The organism is Pseudomonas sp. SDO5271_S396 (assembly GCF_054071795.1).
Window position 1 is genome coordinate 1 of the sequence record NZ_JBSVWB010000019.1, and the last position, 13,161, is coordinate 13,161.

12 protein-coding genes are annotated in these 13,161 nt (G+C 60.5%); 6 read left to right on the plus strand and 6 right to left on the minus strand.

What is annotated here, in order from left to right:
• Positions 1 to 138: 138 nt before the first annotated feature.
• From ACW9IN_RS14840 to ACW9IN_RS14850, 3 genes are read left to right on the plus strand one after another with little or no spacing between them, the layout of a single operon-like run.
• On the plus strand, positions 139 to 798 hold the full coding sequence (locus tag ACW9IN_RS14840) for a paraquat-inducible protein A (protein ID WP_457366595.1): 660 nt from the start codon (positions 139 to 141) through the stop codon (positions 796 to 798).
• Positions 785 to 1,408 (plus strand): paraquat-inducible protein A, encoded by a 624-nt coding sequence (locus ACW9IN_RS14845; protein ID WP_457366596.1) that lies wholly within the window; start codon positions 785 to 787, stop codon positions 1,406 to 1,408. The genes ACW9IN_RS14840 and ACW9IN_RS14845 overlap by 14 nt, the downstream gene beginning before the upstream one ends.
• On the plus strand, positions 1,401 to 3,704 hold the full coding sequence (locus tag ACW9IN_RS14850; protein ID WP_457366597.1) for an MlaD family protein: 2,304 nt from the start codon (positions 1,401 to 1,403) through the stop codon (positions 3,702 to 3,704). The genes ACW9IN_RS14845 and ACW9IN_RS14850 overlap by 8 nt, the downstream gene beginning before the upstream one ends.
• Positions 3,705 to 3,890: 186 nt before the next feature.
• Here ACW9IN_RS14850 and mksF read toward each other — a convergent pair whose 3' ends face one another.
• The 3 genes from mksF to mksB are packed head-to-tail and all read right to left on the minus strand — an operon-like array spanning position 3,891 to position 8,702.
• A complete protein-coding gene (gene mksF, locus ACW9IN_RS14855) occupies positions 3,891 to 6,731 on the minus strand; it encodes an Mks condensin complex protein MksF (protein ID WP_457366598.1) in 2,841 nt (946 codons plus the stop codon).
• A complete protein-coding gene (gene mksE, locus ACW9IN_RS14860) occupies positions 6,728 to 7,435 on the minus strand; it encodes an Mks condensin complex protein MksE (RefSeq protein WP_457366599.1) in 708 nt (235 codons plus the stop codon). The genes mksF and mksE overlap by 4 nt, the downstream gene beginning before the upstream one ends.
• The gene (gene mksB / locus ACW9IN_RS14865; protein WP_457366600.1) at positions 7,425 to 8,702 is read right to left on the minus strand and encodes an Mks condensin complex protein MksB; all 1,278 of its coding nucleotides are present in this window, start codon (positions 8,700 to 8,702) and stop codon (positions 7,425 to 7,427) included. Before mksB ends, mksE begins: the two co-directional genes overlap by 11 nt.
• Positions 8,703 to 8,890: 188 nt before the next feature.
• Here mksB and ACW9IN_RS14870 point away from each other — a divergent pair, with 188 nt between their 5' ends.
• A complete protein-coding gene (locus tag ACW9IN_RS14870) occupies positions 8,891 to 9,634 on the plus strand; it encodes an energy transducer TonB (protein WP_457366684.1) in 744 nt (247 codons plus the stop codon).
• Complete coding sequence (rimI, locus tag ACW9IN_RS14875; RefSeq protein WP_457366601.1) at positions 9,627 to 10,079, plus strand: ribosomal protein S18-alanine N-acetyltransferase; 453 nt, start codon at positions 9,627 to 9,629, stop codon at positions 10,077 to 10,079. The genes ACW9IN_RS14870 and rimI overlap by 8 nt, the downstream gene beginning before the upstream one ends.
• A 108-nt stretch (positions 10,080 to 10,187) precedes the next feature.
• On the opposite strand, the gene ACW9IN_RS14880 is transcribed toward rimI, so the two are convergent.
• Positions 10,188 to 10,490, minus strand: a complete 303-nt coding sequence (locus tag ACW9IN_RS14880; RefSeq protein WP_457366602.1) for a serine kinase/phosphatase — start codon at positions 10,488 to 10,490, stop codon at positions 10,188 to 10,190.
• A 139-nt stretch (positions 10,491 to 10,629) separates the two neighbouring features.
• Here ACW9IN_RS14880 and can point away from each other — a divergent pair, with 139 nt between their 5' ends.
• Entirely contained in the window at positions 10,630 to 11,274 is a 645-nt protein-coding gene (can, locus tag ACW9IN_RS14885; protein ID WP_457366603.1) for a carbonate dehydratase, read from the plus strand.
• Here can and ACW9IN_RS14890 read toward each other — a convergent pair.
• Complete coding sequence (locus ACW9IN_RS14890; protein ID WP_457366604.1) at positions 11,271 to 11,792, minus strand: SET domain-containing protein-lysine N-methyltransferase; 522 nt, start codon at positions 11,790 to 11,792, stop codon at positions 11,271 to 11,273. The genes can and ACW9IN_RS14890 overlap by 4 nt on opposite strands.
• Positions 11,793 to 11,939: 147 nt before the next feature.
• The gene (locus ACW9IN_RS14895) at positions 11,940 to 13,109 is read right to left on the minus strand and encodes a hypothetical protein (protein ID WP_457366605.1); all 1,170 of its coding nucleotides are present in this window, start codon (positions 13,107 to 13,109) and stop codon (positions 11,940 to 11,942) included.
• Positions 13,110 to 13,161 lie beyond the last annotated feature (52 nt).

Consider the following 13,161-nt stretch of genomic DNA (forward strand, 5'->3'; position numbering starts at 1 on the left):
ATTCCGAAACCCCATTTGCGAAAGCAGATGGGGTTTTGTTTTGGGCGGGTGAAAACCTCCTGACAAAATTGCACAGTTATTTCTGAACCAGACCACTAGAATAGGCGCCTAATCTTTTTTAGAGTCCGAGCCCTATATATGCCCGATCCGGTCGATGCCCTCAAGGTTTCGGATCTACCACTGGACGATCTGGTGGCATGCCATGAGTGCGACTTATTGATGCGTAAGCCGACGCTCGCACTCGGCGAAAAAGCCCAATGCCCACGTTGCGGTTATGAGCTGTACGCCCATCGGCACAATGTCGTTGAGCGAAGCCTCGCGTTGGTACTCGCTGCGCTATTGCTATACATCCCTGCGAACTTTCTGCCCATCATGCAGCTCAATCTACTCGGGCAGTCCTCAGAAGACACTGTATGGAGCGGCGTAGTCGGTTTGTTCGATACCGGTATGCAAGGCGTCGCCGCCGTGGTGTTTTTATGCAGCATGGGCATTCCCTTGCTCAAGCTGCTTTGTCAGTTGGCTGTGTTGCTCAGCATTCGCTGGAGGATCGGCCGCAGTTATGGGCTGCTGCTATACCGCATCTACCACCATATGAAAGATTGGGGGATGCTGGAGGTCTACCTGATGGGCGTGCTGGTGGCGATCGTAAAACTCGCCGACATGGCCTCCATCACCATTGGTCTGGGGCTGGTCTGTTTCATCAGTTTGTTAATGGTTCAGGTACTGCTGGAGGTGGTGATGTCGCCCCACCAGATCTGGCAGGCATTGTCTGGAGAGGATGACCATGCGGGCGATTGATGCGGGCATTCTGATTTGTACCGAATGTCACGAGTTGAACAAACAGGAACCCGACACCGACGAACAAATCTGCACCCGCTGCGGTGCTTTGATCCACCCTCGTCGGCCCAACAGCCTTGCACGTACGTGGGCGTTACTGATCACCGCTGCCATTCTGTACATCCCTGCCAACCTGCTACCCATCATGACCATCAATTCTCTTGGCCAGGGAGACCCCAGTACGATCATGGCCGGCGTGATTCAACTGGTGCAACACGGTATGTTCCCGATCGCCGCCGTGGTGTTTGTCGCCAGCATTCTTGTGCCGACCTTCAAGCTGGTGGGCATAGGTCTGCTACTGTTTTCGGTGCAGCGCCATCAGCCGTTGTCCGCGCAACAACGTATCGTGATGTACCGCTTTATCGAGTTCATTGGACGCTGGTCCATGCTGGATATCTTCGTGATCGCCATCCTGGTGGCGGTTGTAAATTTTGGGCGACTCGCCAGTGTCGAGGCCAATCTCGGTGCCGCGGCGTTCGCCAGTGTGGTGATCTTGACGATGCTTGCCGCAGTAACTTTTGATCCCCGACTGATTTGGGATAACACGGAGTCGGACGACGACCATGAGTGATTTGCCTAAAGCTAAAACCCGCCCAGCCTCAAACTGGTCGGCCATCTGGGTGTTGCCTCTGATCGCCCTGATCATCGGCGGCTGGCTGGGGTGGCGTGCCTATTCCCAGCAAGGCATCGAGATTCAGGTGCGCTTTGAAAGTGGTGAAGGTATCCAGGTCAACAAGACCGAAGTGGTCTACAAAGGCATGCCGGTAGGCAAGGTCAAGACCCTGGCTCTGGACGACGAGGGCAACAATCGCGGCGTAATTGCCACCATCGAGATGGACAAGGACGTCGAGCAATACCTCAAGACCAACACCCGCTTCTGGCTGGTCAAACCCAGTGTCAGCCTCGCCGGCATCACCGGCTTGGAAACCCTGGTCTCGGGTAACTACATCGCCGCCAGCCCTGGCGACGGCGAGCCCACCCGTAAATTCAAGGCACTCTCCGAAGAGCCTCCGCTTTCCGACGCCAAGCCGGGTCTGCACTTGACCATCAAGGCCGACCGTCTGGGATCGCTCAACCGCGGCAGCCCGGTGTTCTACAAGCAGATCCAGGTCGGCCAGGTCAAAAGCTACCTGCTCTCCGAAGACCAGAGCACCGTGGAGATCAAGGTCTACATCGAACCGACCTACGCAAGCCTGGTGCGCAAACACACGCGTTTCTGGAATGCCAGCGGCATCAGCATCGACGCCAACCTCTCCGGGGTGAAGGTCCGCAGTGAATCCCTCTCCAGTATCGTCGCCGGCGGTATTGCCTTTGCCACGCCCGAGAACCGCAAGGACAGCCCGCCGACGGATCCAAACCTGCCGTTCCGCCTCTATGAAGATTTCGATGCCGCTGCTGCCGGTATCAAGGTCAAGGTCAAACTCACTGACTTCGAGGGCCTGCAGGCTGGTCGTACACCAGTGATGTACAAAGGCATTCAGGTCGGTAGTCTGAAGACACTCAAGATCGACCCGGACCTGTCCAGCGCCAATGCCGAGCTGACCCTCGACCCTCTGGCCGAAGACTACCTGGTTAACGACACGCAGTTCTGGGTGGTCAAACCCTCCATTTCCCTGGCCGGTATCACTGGCCTGGAAGCATTGGTCAAAGGCAACTACATCGCCATTCGTCCTGGCGACAAGGGCAGCGCCCCACAACGCGAATTTGTCGCCCGTGCCAAGGCGCCGCCGTTGGACCTGCGCTCTCCTGGCCTGCACATGGTGCTGCTCACCGACAACCTGGGCTCCCTGGATGTGGGCAGCCCGGTCCTCTATAAGCAGGTCAAGGTCGGCTCGGTACAGAGCTACCAGTTCTCGCGCAAGAACAAGCAACTGGTGATCGGCGTTCACATCGAGAAGGAATATGAGAACCTGGTCAACGGCTCCACACGTTTCTGGAACGCCAGTGGCGTTACCTTGACGGGCGGCCTGACGGGTGGCATCCAGGTGAAAAGCGAGTCCCTGGCCAGTTTGATGGCCGGCGGTATCGCCTTTGAAACCCCCGAGCCGAACGTACCGCTGAAAAAGCGCATCCCACGCTTCCGCCTCTTTGCCGACCGTGAAGCGGCCAACCAGCACGGCACCCTTGTGACGATCAAGGTCGACCGGGCCGACGGGCTACGTCCCGGCACGCCGATCCGTTTCAAAGGGTTGGACGTGGGCAAGATCGAAAGCGTCGACCTGAGTGCCGACATGCAATCGGTATTGCTTGGTGCGCGTATTACCCAAGTGGCCGACCGCATCGCGCGCACGGGCAGCCAGTTCTGGGTGGTCAAGCCGGAGTTGGGGTTGATGAAAACCTCGAACCTGGAAACCCTGGTCACCGGGCAATACATCGAAGTGCAACCTGCCGTTAAAAACACCGCGCCGCAAAAAAGCTTCGTGGCGCTGGACCAACCGCCAGAAGCTGTTCATCAGGAAGAGGGCCTGAGCCTGGTACTCAGCGCTGCACGTCGCGGCTCGCTGAAGGAAGGTGTTCCCGTCACCTACCGTGAAGTGACCGTCGGCAAGGTCACCGGCTATGAGCTGGGCCAGACTGCTGACCGTGTACTTATCCACATCCTTATCGAGCCGAAATATGCGCCGCTGGTCCGCAGTGGCAGCCGCTTCTGGAACACCAGTGGTTTCGGCCTCGACTTTGGCCTGTTCAAAGGCGCGACGGTGCGTACCGAGTCTTTGGAAACCCTGGTTGCCGGTGGTATCGCCTTTGCGACACCCGATGGCGAGCGAATGGGCAACGCTGCACGGCCTCAACAGACCTTCCCGCTGTTCGACAAGTTTGAGGATGAATGGCTGACCTGGGCGCCGAAAATCCCACTCGGCAAATAAACCGAGTCGCGCCATTCGCGAGCAAGTCGAGTCGTCGCACCGCCGCTCCCACATTCGACCGCATTCCCAAAAGGATATACGCGGACTTATGTGGGAGCCGGGCTTGCCCGCGATGAGGCCCGAACAGACAACAAAAAAGGCCCCTGGATTCTCACCCAGGGGCCTTTTGCATTTCAGCCGAAAAGGTCAGACCTCATCCAGCTCCGGCTCATCCGCCTGCACATTCATCGTCGCCTTCACCACATCGTGACGACGAATGTACTTCCAGTCCGCCTCATCGATATAGATCCCGTTCGGCCCGCTGCCACCCTCCAGGTCGATCGCCACCTGGGCGGACACCTGCGGTTTCACACTGGCCAGAATCGGTACGAAGCCCAACTGCAAGCTGGTTTCCAGCAATGCTGCCTGGTTTTTCTCGTCGATGTCCGCTGCCTCGTCGAGGTAGTACGGCAAGCGCACGCGCCCGGCCTGGTCGCGGTCCATCAAGTGCAGCAACAAATACATGTTGGTCAGCGCCTTGATAGTCATGGTGGTGCCGTTGGAGGCCGCGCCATCAATGTCGGTATGAATCACCGGTTGGCCATGCACCTTGGTGATCTCGAACGCCAGTTCGAACAGATCCTTGAGGCCCAACTGGTTATGGTTGGCCGCCACCAGGCGTGCCAGATACTCCTTGGCTTCCTCGTTCTTGTTGTCCTGCTCGGCGCTTTGGCTGAGGTCGAACACCGACAGCGTCTCGCCTTCCTCATACTGGCCGGCACTGTGGATGATCTGGTCGATGTGCTTGAGCGCTTCCTTGTTCGGCGCCAGTACGATACGGAAGCTCTGCAGGTTGGAGACCTGGCGTTTGTTGATCTCACGGTTGAACAGGGCCAACTGATGCTCGAGGCTGTCGTAGTCGCTGCGGATATTGCGCAGGGTCCGCGCGATATCGGTGACTGCCGCGCGACGCGCCTTGCCCAGGGTCAGTGCCTCATCGGTCCGGTGTGCGTACGCGTTGATCAGCAGTTGCAGGCGACGCTCCACATCATCCTCGCTGTCGAACTTGGCCACGCCCTTGAGGCGCACCTGGGCGTACAGCGCTTCAATCTGGCCATCGACGCGCAGCAAACCCTGCCAGCTGTCCTGATAGTCATTGAGCAGCGGCAACAAGTTGTCCATGGAGTCATCGACCGGGTCCATGAACGGCGTGCCGAAGGGCAGGTCCGCCGGCAACAGCTGGCGACGACGCAGCGCGTCATCCAGCGTGCGCTGCTTGGCTTCCATATCGGCAATCTGACGACCCACCAGTTGCAACTTGGCCGACAACTGCTGAACGCGTTCAGTGAAGGCGTCGCTGGAACGCTTCAACTCGTCCTGCGCCGCTTCCATCTGCGCCAATTGCTCCAGCTTCTCGCCTTCCTCGGCGCTCAGGGTCTGCGTACGGCGGAAGTCTTCCAGCGCTTTTTGCGCATCCAGCACCTGCTGGTACAGCGCTTCGGTCTGGGTTTTGCTCGCTGCGCGGTCAGCCGCCACGGCTTGCTGGGTTTTCAGCTGCTTGAGCTCTTTTTCCAGACGCTCTTTCTGGTCGCGCAAGGCGGCGCGGTCCGCCAGCGCTTGCAGTGCCGGTGGCTCGATGTGGGAGATGTCGATGGACAGACCCTGCACTTCAAACCGCTCGCCCTTGAAACCATCCAGAATCTGTTCGAGGGATTTGACCCACTGGCCATCCTCGTCCAGCGAGATGCCATGCTCGCCCAGCGGCAAGCTGAACAACGAGCTGTTGAACAGCCGCATCAGACGCTCGACATCCTGCTGCGAGAATTCCTCCCGCAGCTTGGCGTAGCTGTTGTTGTCAGCGTGATCCAACTGCTGCTTGACCGACTTCAAGCGTTTTTCCAGGTCCCGCAGGCGCTCGTCCAGGTCTTCGGCGCTGAACTGACGGGATTGCGCCAATGCGCCGGCCAGCTCATCGTGGGCATCCTTGGCCGCCAACAGTTGCTGCTCCAGCACCTTGACGTCATCCACCAGCGCAAAGCGATTCTTCAGCACCGACAATTCGCCCAGCCAGCGCTGAATGCCGCTGATTTCGCGCTCCAGACGCATCAGTTCCTGGGTGCTGCCGCGCTGATCGTTTTGCAGTGAGTCCTGCTCGTTGCGGTAGTGCTCGGCCTGGATGGTCAGCTCTTCCTTGCGCGAGCCTGCATAGTCCGACCAGGTGCCTAGCAACGAATCCAGCAACGGCGACAGGCGGTGCAATTTGCCGCGCAGAATGTCGCGTTGTTTCACACCATTGGACAACGCTTCCACCAGAGGGCCGGCGGCCACCAGCGAGTTGTAGTCCTGCTCCATGCGTCGCACATCGCGGAAGGCTTCTTCACACGCTGCGATGTAGTCCACGCTACCGGAGCGCAAGCTGTGTTCGAACGCATCCAGGAACAGTTGCTTGAGCTTGGCCGCAGTGATTTCGCGCATGTGCAGCAGGTTGATGAACAGCGCGCGGAACGTCTTCAGGCTCTGTTCGCTGGTGGAGCGCAGCGGAATCAGGGTCAGGTCCAGCGGGATCGACGTGTGACCGCCCACCAGCAAGCGGCGCAGTTCATCGGGCTTGAGCTCGTAGGCCTTCAGGCCCTCGCGCTCAAGATTGGTGAACAGCTCTTTCTGACGCAGGCAGGTGTCGTTCTTCTGGTAATGCGCGAGGTCCAGTTTGCCCGCATAGGCAAAGAACTGGTGCCCGAAGCCACCGCCGGGACCGCGCCCGACCACGCCGATCACGTGCGGGCCATGGGGCAGGGCGACTTCCACCAGAATGTAACTGGTGTCGGAGGCAAAGTAGAAGCGCCGGGACTGTTCCAGAGTGTATTTGCCGAAACTCATGTCCGACATACGCGCCAGAATCGGGAATTGCAGGGCGTTGATCGAAGCCGATTTACCCAGGTTGTTCGCACCGTATACCGACAGCGGCTCTTCCAGCGGGAACAACCCCAGGCTGTAACCGGCGGTGTTCAATAGGGCGAAGCGGCGGATGCCGTAGCGTTCCTTGCTCATGCGTCGGTCTCCTGTTCTTCGGCAATGGCGCGGGCCAGGGCGTCTTCTTCGCTTTCTTCAGAGAAGTCGCTCAGGTCCAGTGGGTCATCGGTCTGCAGCAGTTTTTCGTCGCTGTCTTCGTCGATGATCACCGGCGCCGGCAACGGCAGTACGCTGTGCACGCTGGCGGCCAGGTCGCGGTCCTGCTGCACCGAGAGGCACACGTCGAGGAAACGGTGCATCGGCGGCAGGAAGCGGTACACGCCGTTGTCTTCGCTGGCAAAGCCCAGTTGGGTCATGCGGCGCATGATTTTCTCTTCGAGTTCTTCCTGGGTCTGTACCTCGGCCTGAATGAACAGATCGCGGTACTTTTCCAGCAGCGATGGCAGTTCATCGCGGCCCAGGCTGCCGCCGTCGAGCACGGCGATCGGGTCGCGGCCCTGGTCGGCCAGGTGCTCGACGATGATGAAGGTGAACAGCGCCAGGCGCTGCGCCGTCTTGTTCACCTGCGCGGCGGCAGCGGCGGTGTCGGGCACGAAGTAGTAGAAACCCCGGGTATCGCACACCAGCTCGAAGCCCAGGGCCTTGAACAGCGTACGGTACTGGTCCTGGAAGTTCGACAGTTGCGCGTACAGCTCCGGGTCGCGGCGGCTGACGTGGTAACCCTTGAACAGCTCGCGAAAGATCGGCGCCAGCTGGGACAGTTCGGATAGATCAAGATGCATAAGGCGTGCTCGCAGAATTCTCGGCAGAGTCGGTGCTGGCCGGGAGCAGGGCGAAGGAGCGCAGGCTGACCTGATGCTCCTGTGTGTGGTAGTCACGTCGTTCCAGGCGTTCGCGCTTGAAGCGTTTTTCCCGTGACAGGCGAGAGAACCAGTACAGCAATTCGTCGGTGGCGCCGTTGGGCTCCTGCTCCAGCAACCAGGTCATCAGGTCGGGCATCGGCAGGGCGTCTTCGCAGCGCTCGAGCATTTCCTTGACCGTGCGCGGCGCACGTGGGGCGTCGCCTTTGTAGGACTTGTGCGCCTTGGGGAAACGCGCCGGTTTCGGCTCGAACTTGGCCAAGGCGTACACATACGCCTCGACCTGGTTCGCGCTGCCCAGGAATGTGCTTTGCGGCCGGGTGAACATCGGCATCGCCGCTTGCGGCACCGCGTCCAGGCCCTTGCGGCGGATCGCCGACAGGGCCAACGCCGCGCCACGGGTCACGGCATTGTGACGGCGCGCTTCTTCACGCAACGGCAGCAGCAGTTCGCGCGCATGGCGCAAGGTCAGCTGGGCGCTGGTCTGCATTTCGAGGATGCGCGCGTGGGTGCGCAGCAACATGTCGTCGTCCACCAGGTGGCCGAGGCGCTGTTGCTCGGTGAGCAGGCGCAACAGCACGTTTTCCACCTTGCGCACGCCTTGCTCAAAGGCGCCATCGGCGTTCACCAGTTGGATCATCGGCTCGACGTATTCGTCCCAGGTCGCCAGCACCTCGGCGTAGCGCTGGCGCAACGGGATCTGCCGGTCGCTGGTCTTGGCCCGGTCGGCCACGGCGGCGAGGGCCTGTTCGTCGTTGGCGAGTTTTTTGAGTACGTCGCGCACACGCATGTCGAGCAGGCGCAGTTGGCGGGCCAGGTCGTGGCCATCCCGGATGTCGAAGGCGTCCTGGATATAACCGGCCAGGCGCTCGAGGTGGCGCAGGTAGGCTTCGATCTCCAGGCACAGGCCAAGCCGGTGCTCCTTGCGAAGGTACGCCAGGAAGTCATGGATCTGCGCGTTGAGCTCGAAACGGTTCGGGCTTTTGGCGACAGGTACCAGGATGTCCAGGCGAATCCACACGTCCAGCAGGTTGGTGATGTCCTGGGGCGTGCTGTCCAGTTGTTGGGCGGCCAGTTGCGCGCGCAGTTCACCCAGGCTCAGGGTGCCTTGGTCGAAGTGTTCGCACAGTGGCTCAAGTAAGGCCCAGTGTTCGGCGAGGGCGCGCAGGACGCGCTTGGGTTCGATCATGGGAATGGCCGGCTGGTTGGCGATTAAAAGTCGCGATTGTACTGCATCGGGCGCGGGATTTATCCACAGCCGGTCAGTGCACAGTGGGCGATTGTTACCGAACAGCGGTAGAATCCCCGCACTTTCAGTTATCCACAAGTGGCCGAGCTGTGCTTATCGAGTCCCGACGTCGCGCTTACTTGACCGCCATGCAGGTGGTCAACTGGTTGCCCCGCACCGAACTGCCGTTTGCCGCGCCGTCACGGCCCGAGCTGTTGCAGGCGCTTGAGCCCTATGAGGCGTTCGAAACGTCGGGCGAGGAGGCGGCAGCGCCTGTCGCGGTAATCAAGCCGGCCGCGCCCGTGCGCCCAGTGGTGGAGCGGGCCAGGATCGAAGTGCCACGGCCTTCATCGGTCGCCAAGGCCGTGGTGGCCGAAGAGGCAGCTCCCGTGGTCAAGGCTCCGGTGGTCCCGCCGCCGCGTTTTGCCCTGCAATTGCTGCGGGCCGGGCGTTGCCTGCTGCTGGTGGAGCTGCCGACCGGCGAGCGTTTCCAGGCCCGCGACCCCGCGTATTTGCTGCTCAAGGATATGCTGCGCGCCGCCGGCCTGCCCGATAGCCCGCAGATCGTCGGCGACCCGGTGCGCTGGCCGTTGCTGGCACGCGGCACCCTGGATCAGGGGCCCGACGCTGCCCGGGATTTTGTGCAAGGTTTTGTGTCCGCCCGTCTGGAAGACGAACCCAGCGTGTGCCTGTGGCTGATCGGCCTGCCCGCCGTCCGTTTTGCCGGCGAAGCGAACGCCGAAGCCTGGTACCGCGAGCTACAGGTCGAAGGCCTGGGCTCGGTATGGGCCCTGCCGGGCCTGGAACTGTTAATGGAAGAGCCACAGCGCAAGGCTGATGTGTGGCAAGCCATGCGCCGGCTGATGGCGCGCTGGAAAACGACCGATGAGTGATGCTCTATCCTTCCGCCCGATGACCGAGGCCGACCTCGATGCCGTGCTGAAAATCGAATACGCGGCGTTCAGCCACCCTTGGACCCGCGGGATCTTTCTCGATGGGTTGGGCAAATACCAGATCTGGCTGATGTTCGAAGGCGAACAACAGGTGGGCCACGGCGTGGTGCAGATCATTCTCGACGAAGCACACCTGCTGAACATCACCGTCAAACCGGAAAACCAGGGCCGTGGCCTCGGCCTGGCGTTGCTGGAACATTTGATGTCCCGCGCCTATGCCGCCAGCGCCCGGGAGTGTTTCCTGGAAGTGCGTGACAGCAATACCGGTGCTTTCCGCCTTTACGAGCGCTATGGGTTCAACGAAATCGGCCGTCGCCGCGACTACTACCCCGCGGTGGGTGGCCGCGAAGATGCGGTTGTCATGGCCTGCACCCTGGTCGACTAGATACGCATCTCCAATTTGAAAAACCGCTTTCTGTGGGAGCCGGGCTTGCCCGCGATGACGGTGGGTCATTCGATACCGCCATCGCAGGCAAGCCAGCTCCCACAGGGATCAGCGGTTACCGTCAACGGGGTCAATATCTGCCAGTTCGGCCTCATCCAACCCATTACCGCCACCAATGTCATCTTCGTCCACGATGCTCAAGTCGTAATCCGCCGGATTATCGTTGCCTTCCTCGGCAGCATCGCGTGCACCGTCTTCCTTGATCAGCGTTTCCGGTGTCAAATCATCACCGCGCTGCGCCGTGGGGGTTTCCTTGTCAAAATCCAGCTCGCGCACCGAGCCCATGCGGTCTTCGTTGTCGTCGATGGCGGGCGGCTGCGCGGCACCGTAGGGACGTCGTGATTCAGTCATGGCCAATCCTCATACTGTGGGGCTTATAGTGTGTGGACAGGCCTGGCTCCCCAAAAATTCAAGCTAATTTGCGTGCGGCGTGACCTGGACGAGGGCTTGTCAGTCACAAAACTGCGCATCATTCCTGAGGGTTACCCTGATGAACGAACTACAAGACCTGCTTGATAACAATGAACGCTGGGCGGACGCGATCAAACAGGAAGATCCCGAATTCTTCGCCAAGCTCGCCCGCCAGCAAACCCCGGAATACCTGTGGATCGGCTGTTCCGACGCCCGCGTACCAGCCAACGAGATTGTCGGCATGTTGCCCGGTGATCTGTTCGTACACCGCAACGTGGCGAACGTGGTGTTGCACACCGACCTCAATTGCCTGTCGGTGATCCAATACGCCGTCGACGTGCTCAAGGTCAAACACATCCTCGTTACCGGCCACTATGGCTGCGGTGGCGTACGTGCTTCGATGCAGGACAGTCAGTTCGGCCTGATCGATGGCTGGTTGCGCACCATTCGTGACCTTTACTACGAAAACCGTGACGTACTGGCCCAACTGCCGACCGAAGAAGAACGCGTCGACCGCCTCTGCGAGCTGAACGTGATCCAGCAAGTGGCCAACGTCGCCCATACCAGCATCGTGCAGAACGCCTGGCACCGTGGGCAGAGCCTGTCGGTGCATGGTTGCATCTATGGCATCAAGGACGGTCGCTGGAAGAGCTTGAACACCACCATCAGCGGTTTCGAGCAACTGCCGCCGCAGTATCGCCTGCGTCCGCTGGGCGAAGCCTAAGGGCGCTTACGGTCGCGCCATTGGGCCATGAACGCCTGGCCCTCGGCGTTCAGTGGCTCATCGCGACCGGTGATCCAGCCCCGGCAGTTCAGCTCGCCGCAGTCGCAAGCGAACTGCCGCCACAGGCTGTCCTCGCTGTGGGCGTAGTCGATGGTCAGCAGGCTGCCGGCCCGGATCTCATGCAGGGTCCAGACTTCCAGGTATTGCAGGTCCAGAAACACGTTTGGTGTGCAGGAGTGCGAGAGCAAGCCGCAGAACCATGCATCGTACAAATGGATGCGTGACGACAACTGCAAGGTGTGCCGACGGCGTTCGCTCACGGCGTAGCCGGAGATTTTGGCGATGCACACGCGGCTGTCAAAGGCCACGCGGGCCTTGATACCGGCGCCAGTGCCGTCCGGGGCGGCTATCACTTCGAAATGGGTTGTCGAGGGATAGCCCTTTTCCGGCTGTGGGGTGAAGGGATAAAGCCAGTCACTCACAGCGGTCTTAGCCTTGTCCATGGCTTGAGTCTTCATAACGCTCCTCGGGTGGGCTGCATCGACCTGCGGAGAGTGTCTGACTACCAGTCTTGCAGCGAATGATCGCGGCTCCAGACTCGCTGAATGAGCGATCGATTTCTACTGTCAACTCTGACAGTAGAAACCGGTGTTGTTGTAGGCGGGCTAGAGTGCAGGCGCGGTGATGCTGGGGGCGGGAGCGGCGTCTTTCAGCTGCTTGAGTTGAGTCTTGACCGGCGGCGTGGCGCACTTGGCGTTGGCCTGGTCTGGCGTCAGGTCGCGTACCGAGGTGTAGAACAGCTCGCAGGTCTGCTCTTTGCGCGTGACCTGCCAGGTATTCATGCACGCCTTGAGCAGCACATTCGGGTCGTTCGCCGGCTTCTGGCCCATGCCCGCCTGCCAGCAAGCGGCGCTCAAGTCCTGGCCCATCACCTTCAAGCCGGCCTCGTCGGCCTTCTGTTCGTTCCCGTCATACGTGGCCGGGTCTGCCGCGTACCAGATGTAGCTCGGGTGGTTGGCGCCCAGTACCGCGACGCTTTTGCCGGCGGCAGGGCTGATCTGCGCCAGGCCCAGTACGCCGACGGTCTGACCATACTGTTGTTTGATCCAGTTACGCACCGGTGCACCGAACGCCACCATCGGCAACGAGCCACTGGCGGTCAGGCTCAGTTCCTTGACCATGCGCGTCTGGTAGTCGGTGAAGTAGCTGTAGACGTTCTCCAGGTCCTTGCCGGCGTTGGAGGGCGCGGCGATAGGCGCAATATCGATGATGGTCTGGTAGGCCGGTGTTTCAGTGGCCGGGATACCGTTGTCCGTCAGCAGGGCCGCCCAGCGGTCGGTAGTCTTCGACTCCAGGTAGTCCTGGGCCTGGGTCAGTGAATAATCCGGCGGGAAGTGCAGCAACTCGATACTTTTGCGGTTCTCCAGGGCCATGCCCAGCGGCAGGAACAGGTACCAGTTGTACGCCCACTTGCCGTCGCTGTTGAGTTTACTGGCGCCCTGGTAGGCCAGGTCTGCGGTGTTGAGCAGGTTGGTCAACGGCTGGCCGTAAGTGTCCGGCACCCCGCTGAAGCTCGCCGACACCTGGCCGTCGTGGCTCTTCACGCTGACCTTGGCGCGGCTGTAACCGTCCCGTTGCAGGCTCTGGTTCAGATAATGCTCGGCGGTCTGTTCCAGCGACCATGGCCGAAAGCAGATCACATTGCAGTTGTTGGGAAACGCAAAAAGCTGGGTGACGCGTTGCGTACTCCCCAGCGGTACCTCGATATCAGCCTGTACGACCGCACTCGCCATCAGTGCGGCCAGGGTGAAGGACAGCCTGGTCGGTTTGAACATAGTCGATTCCTTGTCAGCGAAAGCCCGTCTGCGCGGGGTGAAGGCCCACGTG